At 46.3% G+C, this 17,308-nt stretch carries 10 protein-coding genes; 2 read left to right on the forward strand and 8 right to left on the reverse strand.

What is annotated here, in order from left to right; translation table 11 throughout:
• Position 1: 1 nt before the first annotated feature.
• Positions 2-1,324: a diaminopimelate decarboxylase gene (gene lysA / locus QHH26_00405; protein MDH7480416.1), complete on the reverse strand. Its 1,323-nt coding sequence runs from the start codon at positions 1,322-1,324 to the stop codon at positions 2-4.
• Between the two features lie 193 nt (positions 1,325-1,517).
• Here lysA and QHH26_00410 point away from each other — a divergent pair, with 193 nt between their 5' ends.
• Complete coding sequence (locus QHH26_00410) at positions 1,518-2,870, forward strand: sialate O-acetylesterase (protein MDH7480417.1); 1,353 nt, start codon at positions 1,518-1,520, stop codon at positions 2,868-2,870.
• Between the two features lie 100 nt (positions 2,871-2,970).
• Here QHH26_00410 and QHH26_00415 read toward each other — a convergent pair whose 3' ends face one another.
• The 5 genes from QHH26_00415 to greA all read right to left on the reverse strand — a co-directional run bounded on the left by QHH26_00415 (position 2,971) and on the right by greA (position 10,323).
• Complete coding sequence (locus QHH26_00415) at positions 2,971-4,065, reverse strand: amidohydrolase family protein (GenBank protein ID MDH7480418.1); 1,095 nt, start codon at positions 4,063-4,065, stop codon at positions 2,971-2,973.
• A complete protein-coding gene (locus QHH26_00420; protein MDH7480419.1) occupies positions 4,058-5,977 on the reverse strand; it encodes a WD40 repeat domain-containing protein in 1,920 nt (639 codons plus the stop codon). Before QHH26_00420 ends, QHH26_00415 begins: the two co-directional genes overlap by 8 nt.
• A gap of 9 nt (positions 5,978-5,986) precedes the next feature.
• Positions 5,987-7,999 carry a DUF2961 domain-containing protein gene (locus tag QHH26_00425; GenBank protein MDH7480420.1) on the reverse strand — a complete coding sequence of 671 codons (2,013 nt, stop codon included), beginning with the start codon at positions 7,997-7,999 and terminating at the stop codon, positions 5,987-5,989.
• A gap of 238 nt (positions 8,000-8,237) precedes the next feature.
• The gene (lysS, locus tag QHH26_00430) at positions 8,238-9,722 is read right to left on the reverse strand and encodes a lysine--tRNA ligase (protein MDH7480421.1); all 1,485 of its coding nucleotides are present in this window, start codon (positions 9,720-9,722) and stop codon (positions 8,238-8,240) included.
• A gap of 121 nt (positions 9,723-9,843) precedes the next feature.
• Entirely contained in the window at positions 9,844-10,323 is a 480-nt protein-coding gene (gene greA / locus QHH26_00435) for a transcription elongation factor GreA (GenBank protein ID MDH7480422.1), read from the reverse strand.
• 293 nt (positions 10,324-10,616) lie between these two features.
• Here greA and QHH26_00440 point away from each other — a divergent pair, with 293 nt between their 5' ends.
• Positions 10,617-11,894, forward strand: a complete 1,278-nt coding sequence (locus QHH26_00440; protein MDH7480423.1) for an endo-1,4-beta-xylanase — start codon at positions 10,617-10,619, stop codon at positions 11,892-11,894.
• A gap of 399 nt (positions 11,895-12,293) precedes the next feature.
• Here QHH26_00440 and QHH26_00445 read toward each other — a convergent pair whose 3' ends face one another.
• Both QHH26_00445 and QHH26_00450 read right to left on the reverse strand, forming a co-directional pair.
• Positions 12,294-15,761: a hypothetical protein gene (locus tag QHH26_00445; GenBank protein ID MDH7480424.1), complete on the reverse strand. Its 3,468-nt coding sequence runs from the start codon at positions 15,759-15,761 to the stop codon at positions 12,294-12,296.
• A 140-nt stretch (positions 15,762-15,901) separates the two neighbouring features.
• Positions 15,902-17,203 carry a TrpB-like pyridoxal phosphate-dependent enzyme gene (locus QHH26_00450; GenBank protein ID MDH7480425.1) on the reverse strand — a complete coding sequence of 434 codons (1,302 nt, stop codon included), beginning with the start codon at positions 17,201-17,203 and terminating at the stop codon, positions 15,902-15,904.
• Positions 17,204-17,308 lie beyond the last annotated feature (105 nt).

Genomic DNA, 17,308 nt, shown 5'->3' on the forward strand with positions numbered 1-17,308 from the left:
GCTACCTAAGACGGGGTGGAATTATTTCTCGTCTGATAAGATCTTCGAGGCTCTCACGCTCGACAATCACGTCGGCTTGTCCATCCAAGACGAGTACAACCGCAGGTCTGCAAAAACGGTTGTAGTTGCTAGCCATGTCAAAAGTGTATGCGCCGGTACAGAACACAGCAAGCACATCGCCAGGTTGAGTTTCAGCAATCCTTGCCTCGGGTATGAGTGTGTCGGTCTCACAATGCTTGCCTGATATAGTTGCTATTTGGGTAGCAGGTTCGTTTGCCCGGTTCGCTATAATTGCTTCGTAAAGTGCTCCATAAAGCAGTGGCCGCGGATTGTCACTCATCCCGCCATCCACAATTATGTAGGTTTTATACCCTGGCTTTTGGGGTATTGGAACTTTTTTTACGGCTCCGACATGGTAGAGCGTTATGCCTGCCGTCCCGACGATTGAGCGCCCAGGCTCTTGAATTAGGCGGGGTTTTGGGAAACAGTGCTTGTCCAATGAGCGCTTTAGTGCGCTAACTACAGCATCGGCAAATTGGTCAATCGTCGGCGGGTTTTGGCCCTCGACGTATCTAATACCTAGTCCGCCACCTGTGTCAATATCTTCAATTAGAAAGCCGGTTTCATCGAGGATTTCTTTGGCGAACCCCACCATTACATCCATGGCTGCGGTATGCGCTTCTGCGTCGAGCAATTGCGAACCCACATGACAATGTATTCCTCGCAATTCAATGCCTGGATAATCGAGGGCTTTTCGGACAGCATCCATTGCTGCCCCACTTTTTATGTTGAATCCAAACTTAGTGTCTTCTTGGCCAGTGCTTATTAGGCGATGGGTATGTGGATCAACACCTGGCGTGACGCGGAAAAGGATTTGTGCTTTTTGTTTTCGTTCCACAGCGAGAGCGTTAAGCTTCTCTAATTCCGTAAGATTGTCAACGACTATCCGTCCAACACCGTTATCAAGCGCCATTTGCAGTTCATCCGTGGTCTTGCAATTGCCGTGAAGCAAAATTCGTTCGGGCGGGAAGCCAGCTTTAAGTGCTGTATAAAGTTCGCCTCCAGACGCAACATCGAGAAAGAGGCCTTCTTGGTCAACTATACGGCACATTGCCATTGGCAAAAATGCTTTGCCAGCAAACGCAATCTCGGTGTTTGGATAGCGCGTTCGGAAGCTGTTTAAATAATCTCGACAGTTCTGCCGTAGGTGTGCCTCGTCCATCACATAGAGCGGCGTTCCAAATTTCTCAGCCAGTTCTACGGTATCGCAACCACCGATTTCTAGGTGGCCTTTTGAATTTATTTTTTGCGTTCCAAAAAGCATATCTTCTTAATCCCTCAAAAGGCATTGATTTAATTATAAAACGAACCAGTTTCTATTAGCGCACACTGGTTCGCTACAATCTAACATGAAAAAACGCCAATGTCAAACCCGCGGAGCCTTGAGCAAGCAATCGTCCTTGACATATCGGCAAGCCTGCTTGTACACTTTTCGCAGTAATGTTTGGAGGTGCGCTTTGAAGAGAGGAATTATTCTTGTTTGCTTATGTTCGGTTTTGATTCTTGGTCTTGTCTCTTTGGCAGTATTTGCAGAGGTTAAGCCTAATGGTCTAATTTCCGATAATGCGGTCCTTCAGCAGGGGATGCGCGTTCCAATTTGGGGTACTGCAGATTCTGGTGAGAAAGTGACTGTAAAGTTTCAGAATCAACAAGTCACTACGACTGCTCATAATGGTAATTGGATTGTATGGTTGAATCCACTTAAGCCTGGCGGTCCTTTTACCATGTGGATTAACGACCTCGAAATCAAGAATATCCTCGTCGGCGAGGTCTGGTTATGCAGCGGCCAGTCGAACATGGCTTGGCCAATGAGCCGCGTTGAGAACGCCGAAGCCGAAATCAAAACTGCGAATGATCCAATGCTTAGGCTTTATCTTGTGCCGAAGACAAAAGATCCCGCGCCGCTTCCACAAGCCTGGAAGGAGTGTACCCCGGAGAGTGTTGCCAATTTCTCGGCTGTTGGTTACTATTTCGGTCAGCATCTTCGCAAGGCTCTAAAGGTGCCAGTGGGGTTGATTGATTCATCAGTCGGGGGCACACCTGCCGAATCATGGACAAGCACTAGGGCATTGCTTGCCGTGCCAGAATTGCGTGATTTGGTTGGAAAAGATGGCGGGCGGCCAGTAGCTTATCTCTATCGCGCCATGATACAGCCGCTTGTACCATATGCAATCAAGGGTGTTATTTGGTATCAAGGCGAGTCGAATGCTTCACGTGCGCAGGAATATCGCATTCTCCTTCCAACGATGATTAAATGTTGGAGAAACGCATGGGCTCAAGGTGATTTTCCATTCCTGATTGTTCAACTTGCTCCGTATGGAAGGACAAGCAAGCCCGATACATGGCCTGAGCTCAGAGAAGTGCAACTTTTCACTGCGCAGACCGTTCCCAACACTGGCATTGTTGTGATAACCGACTATGGCGATTGTGAAGACATCCATCCAAAACAAAAGAAACCGGTTGGAGAACGCTTAGGCCTTCTTGCTCGAGGAATCGCCTATGGCGAGAAAATCGTCTACTCAGGCCCAATTTACAGGTCGATGAAAATTGAAGGCAACAAAGCAATTCTTAGCTTCGATTGGGCTAAAGGACTTCATTCAAAGGGTGGCGACCTTAAAGGATTCACGGTTGCTGGTGAAGACCATAATTTTGTGCCCGCCAAGGCGGAAATTGTTGGCGAAAATGTAGTTGTCTATAGTCCTGAGGTTCAAAAGCCTGTTGCGGTTAGGTACGGCTGGTCCGACTGTCCGGATGTTAATCTTTTCAATGGCGCCGGCCTGCCTGCCTCGCCATTTAGGACTGATAATTAATTGTTCTAATTTCAAAATCCCTTCTCTCATTCGCCAGCTTGCGGATGGGAGAAGGGATTACTTGCCGAACATTTTTGAGCCACTAGACAGTTATTTATGATTATCCTCTGGCTTCCTTTGCCATCTTTTTTAGAATCTCTGCGGTACGGCTTGCAATGGTTTCATTGGCGGGGATGTCATTTAGGATTGAAATCTCATACGCCAGGCGTTCGCATTCCTCAGCGGCAAAGTCGCAATCGAGTGGGCGTGGTTTGGGCCCCGCGAGGCGTTCAAAGTTAAGGTTGTAAATCTTTTGGAGGACGTTTTCTGGAAGCTTGAGTCCTCTGATTATACCGTCTTCCGGCGGGCCAAGAAGGAAATCGGCGCCTTCTGGCACGCGATACACATCTTCCGTCTCCAACCAGCGTATAACTATGCCGGCGCGTATTCGATTTTCCTCGGGGGTTTGGTGGTTCGAGATGTCGGTACCAAAGAGAATACGGTCGGAATATCGGATAAAGAAATTGCGTGTTGTTTCGGGGTCTTTTGACAAATTATACAATAGCTCAATTCCAGGGGCGAGGTCAACATGAACTCCCTCGAAGCGGTCGAAGAGCGATGATAATCTAGGCAGGTTGGCAGATAGAAAATAAAAGTGCGCAAAGATAATCTTCAGCCGTGGATTGCGGTGCAGAATATTTTCCACTTCTGTGTAGAGTTGTTCCTTGGAGACAAATGTTTTGTCATAACCCCATCCACGGCTCTTTGCCCATTTTGGTGTGAGCGCCGGGTCCCAGAATTCCTCCGGGTCTGCTACATGCCAGAGTATTGGTATGCCAATTTCTTCAACGCGGGCAAAGTAATCTTGAAAATATTCGCCATCTACTGGTTTGTCTACTAACTTTCTATGCGTTGGCTTATTCTCAAGCATTTTGATGCCATCTGCCCCAATAGCGACAAGACGGTCAACCTGCTCAGCAAGGGAAGGAGTGGAAAGCTTCCCACCCGAAAAATAGTTGGCATGGTCAAGGCTGGGGAAAATATAAAAGTTCTGAGGGAATTTTATTTTTGCAAGGAATGCCTGAGGGTTGGCATTGATATTCTCGCGGCTGATGCCACACACAATGTTCATACGGTCTAAACCGACGTATTTGCGTGTGTGTTCTAGCTCTTCTTCGCCGCCGATGTTATTAAGGTGGACATGGCAATCAATCATCGCCATCCTCCTTGACTACATACACATCCGTTCCACATGCGAAGTAGATTCTTCCTTCGGAGTCGGCTGTGACGCAGGAGATGTTCGATGGAGCCTCAACAATGCGATTGGCTTTGCCGGTTCGTAGGTTTAATGCAATTACTGCATTCTCACTGCCGTAATATACAATGCCGTTAATCACCTCTGAGGTTGAGTTGCTATTAAGCTGTGGGATGTCTTCTCCATCAGCGATAAGCTCACGCTTTGTTGTATCGAAGAGCTGAACTTTTCCACCAATGGAGACAGCCAGGCGGCGGCTTTCAGGGTCATAGGCAAATGGGCGAATATAGCCAACGCCATCAATATCTTTTGACCATACAACTTTTTTTGTCGATAGTGCAATTATCCCGAGCTTTGGCGGTTCACCTTTTTTATTCGCCAGGCCGTTTCCAGCTAGAGAAGTGCCAACATATAGGTAGCGCTCTGCGGGTACGACAGCTCGGATTGCCTGCTCACCAAGAGGGTTTTCGATGAGTTCAGTCTGTTCTGTCTTTGGGTCTGTAATAGCGATGGCGCCTCCGTAGGCACCATATTGTGCCATCCAGCCTGAATAGAGTTTGTTATCTGGACCCAGGGTGATGCCACCAATAGGACGAATGTAGCCCTTTGGATTGAGTGCCGCAATTGTCCGCGGATTCTTATGGTTCCATTGGTCCCAGGGCTTGTCAGGATCGAATTTTATTATTTCGCCCCAAGCATATGAAACAGCATAAACACTATTTTCATAGAAAGCGACATCGTAGACTTCGCCTCCGTGGTCGCTTACGTTGCTTGTGTTTACTGCATGTTTTGTTTTTGTATCTAGGTAGAACAATGTTTGGCCAAAGTGAGGGCCACCCCATAACCTCCCGCGAGTGTCTGCTTTGAGGAAAAGGGTAGGGCGGGGTTGTGATTCAGTGGGTATTGGTTTAAGACGTATTGTTGCGTCTCCAGGCTTGATGACAAAATAATCTTGTCCCTTAATACCTATTAGGAGGCCTTTCTTGCTTGCAGCAACTATGCCCCCACCGTGAAGGTAAACATCAGTTACTAGAGAAAGCGCATTTTCTCCCTTGTTGTACCGGTAGATAGCACGCCCTTGGCGTATGTACAGCACATCGCCCCTAGTCAAGCGGAGGTCAACATACCAAGGACCTTTATCAGCGGGCGGTGTAGGGAAGGGCGGTTTGATGGGTTGTAGCGAGCTGTCGAATATAGAGCTGCCCGATATGAAGTATCCGTTCCAGCAAATTCCTTGCGTTATGCCTTCAAGTTGCTTAGGAGTCGGTTCCCACTTTTTAGCTTTAGGGTCGTAAACCATTGTGGTTGGTTTCTCTTGTCCAAAGCTGCAGAGAATTCGTCCATCAGGCAAAGAAGATACATTTCGGAGGTAGAGGTTTGGTTGGGCAGGAGCACCGCAATCTTCGACTTCGTGTGTTTCAAGGTCAAATGCTCCAAGTTTCCCGCCAGGATAGGTGCCGCCATAGACACGCCCATCACTCCCAATTGCAAAGTTCCAAATATAGCTTTCTCCTGGAAACTTGACAGTCTTCACGAATTCCTTCTTCTTAAGATCAAAGACCATGAACATTCCGTCGTAATGCGTGCCAACTATCAGTCTATCGCCAGGAACTTCGATTAGTGCCCAAGCACCAGACCCAGCAGGAGCAGTGTATGCCTTTGCTTTGTCGTTCTCGAAGTCGAGGAATATCAACTCCATATGCGTGGCTTCATTTGTATTGCCGAGAACGAGCGTTTCTCGCCCAGTTTCGCGGTCAGTAATCATTAAGGTTGAAAGGATGTTCTTGGCACGACATGGCTGGCCAAGAGGCTCAATTTTTGCAGCTGTGGCTGTTAAAAGAATGGCTAATGGCACGATGTATAGCGAAGACATGATTCTGTGTTACCTCTTTGCTTTCTTTAGTTTTATGTAATCTAGGCCGAACATAAATGACTTGATTGCCTTTTCATTTGCACCAATAATCTCTATTGTTAATTTGTGCGAACCTTTTGACAGATTGAATGTTCCTAAGGAAATCTCGCCGGTTGGCACAACACCGTTGTTATATAGGTCAATCGGATTGCCAATTCTCTGTCCATCGAGGTAGAATTGCACGATACCGTAGTCAACAGCTTTGGTCAACGCCGCAACAAGCTCGTACTTGCCTGTTCCCTTTATGGGCAACTCTAGGTCGAGCTTGTCACCTGGCTTTGCGTTTATCCACCATAGGTGGGCTTCGCCACTCCATCTTTCTCCAAGTTGCTGTATCTGTGGGTTGCCTCCTGTCTTGCTAAGTATTTTCATATTTTCGCCTTCGATGGCTCCTGGCACCCGCGGGGGCTCAGCAGTAATGTAAAAAATCCTCTCTTTTGGTGGCACTGGCTTGTATGGGTCAATTCCGCCTGGCGCAAGATACCAATATACCGTTGATGCGTATAGTGTTGGCCGGTCGTTTAGAAAATACTTTTCAATACAGCCTTCAAACGATGTCTGGAATGGCACGTTATCTGCAATATGCCACCGATTTACAGCTACATGGCCAATGTTTTGGAACACCTTTGTCTGATTGTGATAAGCGTTTTGGAATAATTCAGGCGTGCACCAAGCATAGCCAAAGTAATCCTCCGAACCTGTGCCAATGGTTGATGGGAACTTCTCGCCGTCTACAAAAAATTTCTCGTCACCTTCGCCCCACCAGCCTCCGCGCGGATTCCAAACTTCCAATGCTACTCCGCAGTAGCGTCCCTTGCCTTGGGTTACTAGCATTGGCCAGTCAATCCAGCGCTCGGGCTCCTTTGGTAGAAAGGCGTCGCGGTGCCACTTCGCGTGGAATCGTGCGAGTTCTTGAATAGGTTTTGTAATCGGAGAATGAGTGATTATGAATTCGCCTGAGAATGGTTTCCTGCCTTCATTGATAATCTCTATCTCGGCGCTTTTCGAGAACGGCATGTACCAGTAGCAGTACATCCCATCATCGGTCACGCCAAGAGGCAGAGATTTGTATTTATTCATCCCAGGCCCTGAACCAAAGAAGTCGCCTATTGGTGCCCATACGCTAGGGCTTTTTTCGCCGTCCCACTTGATTTGCAGGATTGTATTGCGTAATATGCGGTCTGGGTCGTCGGGATTGGATAGGCTTACCTTCACCCATATTCCTGTGATTGCCCGTGAACCTGTGAGTTTTAAAACGGTTTCCTTTTGTCCGGGTGATATGCTGATTCTCTTAATAACTGTTTCTTCGCCCGCCCTGTGTCCGGCTGGATCAGTTCCAAGACCCTTGCGTAGAAATCTATCTACTTTGGCGAGAGCTTCTTTCTCTTCACGCGTAAGGTTGCGACTAAATGTCGGTATCTGGGTATCTTTAGGGAAAGTTGAGTATGTGAAATGGTAATATGCGCCCCAGTCTTTTTCCATCGTGATTTTGCAGGACTTTTGGAAAGGAATTGGTACATAGCAATTAAATCCCTTTGCAACCTGGTGTACTAGCGCTGGGTAAACAAAAGGCTCATTTTTTAGGTCAAAGAAACCAATAAATGGCAGGTCTACCGTTGGGTCGGTGGCACCATCGAGGTATATCTTCACATGGCCTTGACCTGCAAGCGCTGACCATATGCGCCAGATGCACCCAGGGCCCTCAATTTCTGCTACAACAAAGTGGTCGTCCTCAACGCGAATGACGCCATTGCCGTCGCCATTTGCATCCCAACCAACATATTTACCAGTTTTTTCATCGTAATAACTTGCACGGTCATAGCTAGACCATTGGGCGCACTTCTCGCCAGGTAGAGGCAAGGTTGCAAGGTGTTCAAGGTCAGTTAGTCTGCTAACGAGATCTAAGTAGGTTAGGGTCTGGCCTGTATAAGCCAAATTGCAAGCTACCAAAGCAAAAATGCAGATTAATAAGATTCGCTTCATTGTTTCTTACTCCTGTTGGCTTGAGAATTGATAAACTTATGACACGCAGAAATGTTAGCCAAACTAAGGGAATATTCCTTTTAGCTAAATTGTTATTAATTGAGGAGAAGTGTCTAATTGGCGTTCTTTTTAATTAGGGAACAAGTTGGCGTTAAAGGATTACTAATTTCAAAATTCGTCATGAGGGCCAACTATTATGTCAACATCCAATATCTTTTGAACTTATAGCATGGTTTGTCTACTTCTGTGGTCTCAGTTGTGGAAATAGAATCACATCTCGTATCGATGGTGAATCTGTGAATAGCATTGTCAAGCGATCTATTCCGATACCAAGCCCACCCGTTGGTGGCATTCCGTATTCCATCGCAAGCAGAAAATCCTCATCCATTGGGTGAGCTTCCTCATCGCCTGCCGCCCGCATCTTTGCTTGGTATAGAAATCTCTCACGCTGGTCTAGCGGGTCATTTATCTCGGAAAAGGCATTTCCGCATTCTTGAGTTCCTATATACGGTTCAAAGCGCCGTGCAAGCCTTGGATTATCTTGTCGTTTCTTGGCCAATGGGGATGTTTCTATGGGATAATCGGTTATGAACGTTGGCTGAATAAGGTTGGGTTGCACGAACTTTTCGTGGATCTTTTCGATTATTCCACCAAGATTTTCCTCTTTATCTAATTGAAGTCCAAGCCTTTCCCCAGCTCGTTTGGCGGATTCGAAGCTTTCTAGCTCTTCTGGCTCAATTCCCGCATATTGGCGGATTCCTTCTAGCAGTGGTAGCCGCCTCCATGGGCGTGCCAAATTGATTGTGTTTCCCTGGTAGGTGAAAGTTAAGCCACCGTACAGCTGCTCTGATATATAACAGAACATTCGCTCCACAAGATCCATGATATCTTCTAGGTTCGCATAAGCCTGATAAAGTTCCAAAAGGGTAAATTCAGGATTATGGCGCGTAGAAAGGCCTTCATTGCGAAATACACGTCCCATCTCGTAGACTTTTTCAAAGCCGCCAATGATTACGCGCTTTAAGTAGAGTTCCAGCGATATCCTAAGAAAGAAGTCGCAGTCTAGGGCATTGTAGTGGGTCTTAAATGGCCTTGCAGCAGCGCCTCCCGCTATGGCTTGGAGAACGGGAGTCTCTACTTCAATAAACCCTTCGTTGCCCAAGAAATCGCGGATTGCTTTGATGATGATGGTGCGCTTGAGCATTACATCTCTTACATCGGGGTTGATGATAAGGTCAAGATACCGTTGGCGATATCTTTGTTCTATATCTTGAAGGGAATACCATTGTTCTTCTCCTTTTTGTTTGCCGATAGGGATTGGGCGCAGCGACTTTGCCAAAATTTGCATTTTGTCGGTAAATACTGTAATTTCGCCCATTCGCGTCTTCCCGACTTTTCCTTTAATGCCGAGAAAGTCGCCTATATCGATGTATTCTATCAAGGAATACTGCTCCGGACCTACAGCATCCAACCTAATGTAAATCTGGATTCTTCCCGATTCGTCTTGGATGTGGGCGAATGTTGCTTTCCCCATTATTCGAAGGGAAACAATTCTGCCCGCGATGGATACTTCCTTTTCCTCAAGCTTTTCGAAGTCTGATATTATTTGCTGCGCAGTATGTGTGCGCTCATATCGCTCTATTGCAAATGGATCTATACCTTTTTCACGGAGGGATTGGAGTTTTTTTAGTCTGTGTTCTCTAAGTTCTTGGTCCTCAGCCAACTCTCTGCTCCTCGTTTGAAATATTCTAATACGTGCAAAAGCGTATAGCCCGGGCGCTTTATTCGCCAACAACGCTATACGCTGTTTGCTTAAAGCCGGTTTGAAACTGTGCGGCGAGCTTTTACTTTGTAATCTTAACTATTTCGTATCTTGCCGCGCCGGCCGGTATCTCGACGGTCACAACGTCTCCAACCTTTTTGCCGATAAGTGCTTGGCCAACTGGTGACTCGTCGGAGATGCGGTCCTCACCCGGGTCTGCTTCTACCGACCCAACAATAGTATACACCCACTCTTCATTGCTGTCTAGGTCGCGCACAGTAACCTTGGATCCAATGCCAACTTCGTCGGTGTGAACCTCATCAGCTTCAATAACGTGAGCATTTTGGAGAATTCGCTTTAGCTCGAGAATTCGGCCCTCAACGAAAGCTTGTTCATTCTTAGCTTCTTCGTATTCGGCGTTTTCAGATAGCTCTCCAAACTGTTTTGATTCTCTTATACGCTCGGCAACAGCTTTCCGATGTACAGTTCGAAGATGCTCGAGCTCTTCTTCTATTTTTTTGAGCCCTTCTGGGGTGAGGATTAGTTCTTTTTCTACTGTCACGAGCTTTCTCCTTTTAACGTTTAATATAATAAGCACTGATTGCTTCGAATCGAAGAAATCAGTGCTTAGGGCGCAAACATTTTGTTTTGAAGTAATTGTACCACAATAGCTGCCATCTGTCAAACAATTTTTGTATTTCCAAGCTAGGAGGAATTTTATACGCGGAAAGATTTAGAGGAAGAAATAGCATATCTCGCCGAATTTTTAATCGGAATTTCGCCAAACAGCTACTAATTTTGATTCCGTTTGCTATGATTTGGGTCCAAATACTTTGTTTCTGAAAGGAGGTTCTTATGCCGCGGTCAATGTTTTTAGGACTTGCCTTGATTTTCATCGGAGTTGCTCTGGTTGCAAATCAAAGCGAGGGAACAACTATGTTGTCCAAGGAACTAGTTATGCGCATCCAGCGGGACACGGAGAAATACCGCAAGGGGAATGCCAAAATTGTTGTGTTCGATAACAAGGGCAGACCCATCGAAGGCGTATTAGTGAAAGCCGAACAGGTCAGCCATGACTTCCTTTTTGGTTGCAATATTTATGCTCTCGATGCGCTTCCGGATGCGAATTTGAACGAGAAATACAAAGAGCTTTTCAAACGCCTTTTAAACTATGCCACAGTGCCATTTTACTGGCGTGGATTTGAGCCTGAGCAGGGCAAACCTGGTTATGCACGCACTGACCACATTGTCAAATGGTGCAAAGAGAATAACATCACGACAAAGGGACATCCGCTCGTTTGGACTCATCAAGCAGGTGTTCCAGCTTGGCTTGATGAAAGCAATCCAACTGAGGTTAAGCAACTTCTTGAACATCGAGTGACTGCCATTGTCTCGCGCTACAAAGGACAGATTGATATTTGGGATGTCGTAAACGAATCTACGCATACGCGCACCTTCGCAGGGCTCTCGATGTTCGATTATACTGCTTTGCCTTTCTATTGGGCGAGAAAAGCAAATCCTAGCGCCACTCTTATCGTCAACGAATTTGGAGTGGTAGGCCCAAGGGGTGGCGATGATAAGTTTTACAACTTGTTGCGAGAAATGAAGGAAAAGAAAGTGCCATTTGATGTTATTGGTATTCAAACTCATATGCACCGGGGTCCTTTTTCTCTTGCCGAAATTTTGGATACGCTTGATAGGTATGCTACTCTAGGGAAGCCAATTCATTTTACGGAAACGACCGTTCTTTCTGGTGGCAATGAGACGACCCCTGAGGGCGAGAAAAAACAAGCAGAGTATGTGGAACAGTTCTATAGGGTATGCTTTAGTCACCCGGCAGTAAGGGCGATTACCTGGTGGGATTTCTCCGACGCGAAAGCTTGGCAAGGACTAGCTGCTGGATTGGTAAGAAAGGATATGAGCCCAAAGCCTGTATATTTGGTGCTCGACCGCCTGATTAATAAAGAATGGCACACTATCGCAAAAGGTGAGACTTTTAAGGATGGCTCCTTCAGCTTCCGTGGATTCTACGGAAAATACACTGTATCTTTGACAAATGCTAAAGGAGAATCAAAATTAGTCAGTTTTCACCTCCGTGAAGGGAGCGACAACGTTTTGAAGATACGTCTATAATGTAATAGGTGTTGGCAAGCATTCTTGTTATGCGTAAAACTAGTAAAATTACCTAATTGACATAGCAGTCGTTTAATGGTAATTTAATCGTAATCCGAAGTAGCTGTGCGGATTGCAACGAAAGTTGCGCTTTTTTGAGACGCGTTTTCAAATTTGGTACCGAAAATGCAAGAAAGGGGCTTTAACGGTTGCCAATTGGGAAACGCGTTTTTCTTTTTTAAGCTTTAGCAGTTTTGAAAAAGTATTTTGGTAAATATTTAGCAATTTCATGCCAACTTGGGCATGAAGGGATTTGCAACGTTGCATCCCGAAGTAGATAAGCCGCAGTAATATCAAAATTGAAAAGCCTGCATGCAGAAAGCGGCATGCAGGCTCAAGTTTGTAAGAAGAAAATTTTACTTACTGCTTCTGGTTTTCTTGTTGTTCTTTTTGTCTCATTTCTTCCATAAGTTGCTTATCATATCCTAGGACTTGTGAAAGCAAATCCACAGCAACTGTGTTTTCACGCTGCGTTTTTGTTTTGATTATTGCTATTTTGGTGTCCAGGTTATATTGCCATCCTGCTTCTACTGTGTCTACATCTTTAACCCTTTCTATCCCAACTCTATTGATGGTAATCGAGTCTGGGAAGGTTCCGCCTAATACAATGTGAACCGTGTTCAAAGAAGCAAAATTAAACTTGCCTCTTAGGAAATCTTCGCCAAAGCCGAAGCTACCTATTTGCGCTGGCAATGTAACAGCGATGCGGGCGTTTTTGGGCCCTTTGCAAGTGAAGGTATACGGCATGCAATCCAAGTTTGAGATTCTAACCATCCCCATTGCAATCAAGCCGGGATTCAAGTTCCAGTGATATGCCTCTTCGCCTGTAACAACGCTGAAGGCGTCCGGATACATGCCAGCTTCGTTAGGATACTTTTGGGTTGCGTACTCCTGTTGTTGGGCTCCGCAGAAGAATATACCCTTTGCAATCTCTTGCCAAGGTAGCGTCTGGTCAAAGTCTGACAGTCGTGCAAGTGAATAAGCGTAAACCATGCCACACCACTGGACGCAGTTGCCAAACCATGGCATTCCGTCAAACCATGTGGCTCCGAAAACTGGAATGGTGCCATAGCGCATAATAGGTCTGTCAGGCGCATTCCACAGGTAAACGAACGGGAGGCCAGTTTTTGCCCAGTAGACTGCTCTTTCCAAATGCTTTTTGTCATTTGTTATTTGATACGCTATGGTATATGCTCGCACAAGGTGCGCTGCTGCTAAAATATCGGGTACATGAAGCTGAAGTTCCCATGTCTGGGCTCCCTCTGGCCGCTTCTGTGTATCTAGGTATTTAATAGCCTTAAGTCCGGCCTCCGTAGCTTTGGCATCGCATGTAATAAGTGCATATTCGAGGAGTTGGACTGCATTAGCGGCTGAATACCCCGATGAGGTGTCGCCAGCCTTGCCCAAGACACTATGCTTTTCATCCGGTTCGAATGGCCAAGATCCATCTTGCCGTTGTTTTGACATCAGAAAGTTCGCACGCTCAGCCATTCTTTTGAGGGCAGATTCAACCTCACCTGCTAGCAGGGCCACTTCTAAATCCATATTCTCCCTGCCTGCTTTTTCGATTGCGGCTTGGACTACGTCCGAGTAGGCTTTTTTCCTTTGAGGGTCCATAACGTACATGGTTTTTCGAAGCAGGTAGTTGGCAATTCGAGAATCAAACGAAGGTGGGCTTGTATTAGTGTGCTTCCACCCCTTTGCCTCGGGGTCCCAGATAGTCTCTAGAAAAGCCTTATCGCAAAGCAGCATAACGTCGCTGGGCTTCTTTTCTATTGGAGTAATTGATGGAATGCCGTGCCTGCTAATCCACTCATCCACTGCATCTATAATTGAAGTGCTGTTCGTTCGCACGATGATGTCTGCACTTAATGTGAGTGAATTTCCAGCAGTTAGTTTATAAGGTTTATCAGCAGTGAGTTTGTTTTCTTGGGTCCATTCTGGAACTGATGGAACGAAAAGGCCAATTTTATGGTTTTCTTGTCCGTCTATAAAGTTTGGCGAGGCAAATACAGCCGCTGGGCGATTTGAAACGCCGTCCCATTTTTGTAAAGGATCCCACTCGAGGCTTACAAGTACACTGCCATATCGTATTGCCATAAAGGGAATTGTAATTTTATTCGGGTGTGGAACTATACGGAGGTTTGCCGGAGGGCTTACATTTTCCGTGCCCGATGAGGCCTCGGTGAGAAGATACTCTAGGCCAGGGAATAACCCGTCGCTTTTCTTGCTACCGAAACCGCCATCCCCGACATAAACCGTTGGCCCGAGGAAGCATGCAATATCAATGTTCTTTTCTGCTGTCATGGAGTGCGAGACGTTTATAATCGGTTTGAGGGTATCGAGGGTGAAACTCCATCGGAACTTGCAAGGGGATGTACCGAGATTCTGAGTCGCTGTGAATATCACGGTTGGCTTGCCATTTTGCATCTCGGTTTGCGCATTCTTCGGATATAGTGCTATGCCATTTGACGACGGCATATTCGGCAACTGCACAAAGCCTAATGGCGCGCCAGATGCTACCTGTGTCCATCCTTTTTCCCGCGGAACGCTGAGCATCCATCCCGTGTACCCCGCATTGTTCTTTACAAAAGTCATTCGGACGAATGGGTTTTGGAGCACTATTGTTCCGTCTTGCAATTTTTTGCATTCGGCTTTCTTTGGTTCAGGAATTGAGATGGTAGGGCGAACTGAAATAGCTCGTTCGATTGTCTTGTCTGCTATGGGATTACCATTCTCAAGTATTTTGACTGTAGCTGCGATAATGTCCGCCTTAGGTACGCTTATGTTACGCCAAACGATGGTTTTTTGTTCTCCAGGATAGAGGGGCCCGACAGATTGAACTGCGTAAGCTTTTGAAATGCTTTTAGTCTTTGCGCTTGCTAAGGCAGAAATACTTCTTATTGTTAGTTGAGCTTTGACATTGGCACTTTGGCCTAACAGTCCTTTACCAGCGTTTTTCACCACACATCGCATTTCCAGGGGCTTATCGCCGAAGATAAGAGCATTTGGGGGACTAAAAGATAGTATTTGGAGTTGGGGTTCAAAGGCGAAGATTCCAATTTGTTCTGCTTTTCCGCCAACGGTTTTTACTTGTACTGCTGAGGGCTTCGAGGAACAAAGGTCAAATTCAACGGCAGTTAGGCTTTTTGGCGTTAATGGAATTTTTATGCCCTTTCCGCTGGGCGAACCAGATTTGGAGATAGGTATTAGCTCCAGTGAAACTCCATCCTGAGATGCTTTGGCAGTGACAATGCCTGCGCATGCGGTAGCAAGGCCATTTTTGCCTAGCTGGTTTGCTCCTAGGCGCAAAATTTGCGGTTCTCCCCAAGCCGCCCAGTCATAGTTGGAGTTTGATTTTGCATCTGTGACAAATACAATATTAACTTTCTTGCCGGCTTTTTCTGTTAAATCAGCTGCTCCGTAAGACCAACCTGTGGTAGTTAGGTCTCTAGTGAAAACTTCAAGGCCGTCAATGCGGAGTATAAACTTTACACCATCCGAGGGATGGTCTGGGTCATTAGTAACAAAGCCATCTGCCATTCCGGCGCTAAATATCATTACTAGGCGCTCGCCTTTTCCAATCGTCGGTAATGTAATGTTATAGGTGGCTGTTGCCTCCCCCGAGGTAGGGTGAAGGGCTATTGAGTATTTCCTTACCTTGCCTGAAGTAAATGCCTTTGCTCCTGTGCCTGCAGATAGAGCATTGAATATTTTTGCATCTTCAAAGTGCTTTGCAAAGTCATAGACGACAGCAGCGCCGCTTGCGTAAATCCGCGCTGGCATTATAAGCAGGGTTGCAATTAATATGAGGTAAATGGTTTTCATGTTACCAACTCCTTAACCGTTATGGGCTATGAGATTATAAAATTGCATTGGTTAGAGTGTCAAACTATCCAAGGGCTTTAAATAAAAACGCCGGCTATGGAAATAAAGCCGGCGTTTTTCTAAGCTACATTTAGCGTGTTTTACACGTTTTGAAGCTTGCCTGCAAAGAATTGATCGTATGCACCAAGATCTAAGAGACCATGGCCGCTTAGATTGAATAGGATTACTTTTTCCTTACCTTCTTGCTTGGCGCTTATTGCTTCGTCGAGAGCAGCTTTGATAGCATGCGCACTTTCAGGAGCTGGTATGATTCCCTCGCTTCGAGCGAATCCTACGGCAGCCTCAAACACAGATAGCTGTGGATATGCTCTTGGTTCGATGTGGCCTTTCTTGACCAGGAAGCTCACAAGTGGAGCCATTCCATGATAGCGCAATCCACCAGCATGAATGCTTGGTGGGATGAAATCGCTGCCAAGTGTGTGCATCATTAGAAGTGGAGTCATTTTTGCTGTATCACCGAAGTCGTACATATACTGACCCGTGGTGAGTGTTGGGCATGCTGTAGGCTCGATTGCAAGAAACTTAATGTTTTTGCCGTTGAATTTATCGGGCATGAATGGGAATGCAAGACCCGCAAAGTTGCTTCCGCCACCAACGCAACCAATGATAACGTCTGGATTGCACCCAGCCATCTCCATTTGTTTCTTTGCTTCGAGACCAATCACTGTTTGGTGCATAAGCACGTGGTTTAGAACACTGCCTAGCGAATATTTCACGCCCTCGTTTGTGACAGTGTCCTCGAGGGCTTCACTAATTGCTATTCCAAGGCTACCTGTGCAATTAGGGTCTTGTTCGAGGATTTTCCTGCCAAATTGGGTTTGTGTGCTTGGACTTGGGTATATTTTTGCACCGTACATTTGCATTAAAGACTTTCGGTAGGGCTTTTGTTCGAAGCTTACTTTAACCATATAGACGGTGCATTCAAGGCCAAAAAAGCAGCATGCCATGGAAAGGGCACTTCCCCATTGGCCAGCGCCTGTTTCAGTGGCGATTCTCTTTGTGCCTTCTTTCTTGTTGAAGTATGCCTGAGCCACTGCAGTGTTGGGTTTGTGACTTCCAACTGGGCTAACTCCTTCCCATTTGTAAAAAATCTTGGCGGGGGTGCCGAGTGCTTTTTCCCATCGGGTTGCTCTAATTAGTGGGGTGGGTCGCCATATGCTCAAGACGTCAAGAATTTCCTCAGGGATGTCTATCCATCGCTGCTGGCTGACTTCTTGTTCAATTAGCGACATCGGAAAAATTGGCGCCAGGTCCTGCGGGCCGGCAGGCTGTTTTGTAGCCGGGTGGAGGGGTGGGGGCGCTGGCTCGTCGAGGTCAGCTTGAATGTTATACCACTGCCTTGGTAGGTCCTTGGGATTTAAGAAGAATTGCCTTTCGTCCATATTTTTGCTCCTTAAATTTGTTTTCTTTTTGTTGCCCGTTGGTTCTAAAACTAGAACTATCTTGCTAGCCTTTATTGGGACAATTCGAAAGGAAACCTCAACAAT

This window comes from Armatimonadota bacterium, from assembly GCA_029907255.1.
Classification (GTDB): domain Bacteria; phylum Armatimonadota; class UBA5829; order DTJY01; family DTJY01; genus JAIMAU01.

Bases quoted from the DNA above. Each gene is read 5' to 3' on its own strand.
- QHH26_00415 (MDH7480418.1), bottom strand. From the start codon at position 4,065: ATGATTGATTGCCATGTCCACCTTAATAACATCGGCGGCGAAGAAGAG.
- QHH26_00450 (MDH7480425.1), bottom strand. From the start codon at position 17,203: ATGGACGAAAGGCAATTCTTCTTAAATCCCAAGGACCTACCAAGGCAG.
- lysA (MDH7480416.1), bottom strand. From the start codon at position 1,324: ATGCTTTTTGGAACGCAAAAAATAAATTCAAAAGGCCACCTAGAAATC.
- QHH26_00440 (MDH7480423.1), top strand. From the start codon at position 10,617: ATGCCGCGGTCAATGTTTTTAGGACTTGCCTTGATTTTCATCGGAGTT.
- QHH26_00425 (MDH7480420.1), bottom strand. From the start codon at position 7,999: ATGAAGCGAATCTTATTAATCTGCATTTTTGCTTTGGTAGCTTGCAAT.
- QHH26_00420 (MDH7480419.1), bottom strand. From the start codon at position 5,977: ATGTCTTCGCTATACATCGTGCCATTAGCCATTCTTTTAACAGCCACA.
- QHH26_00445 (MDH7480424.1), bottom strand. From the start codon at position 15,761: ATGAAAACCATTTACCTCATATTAATTGCAACCCTGCTTATAATGCCA.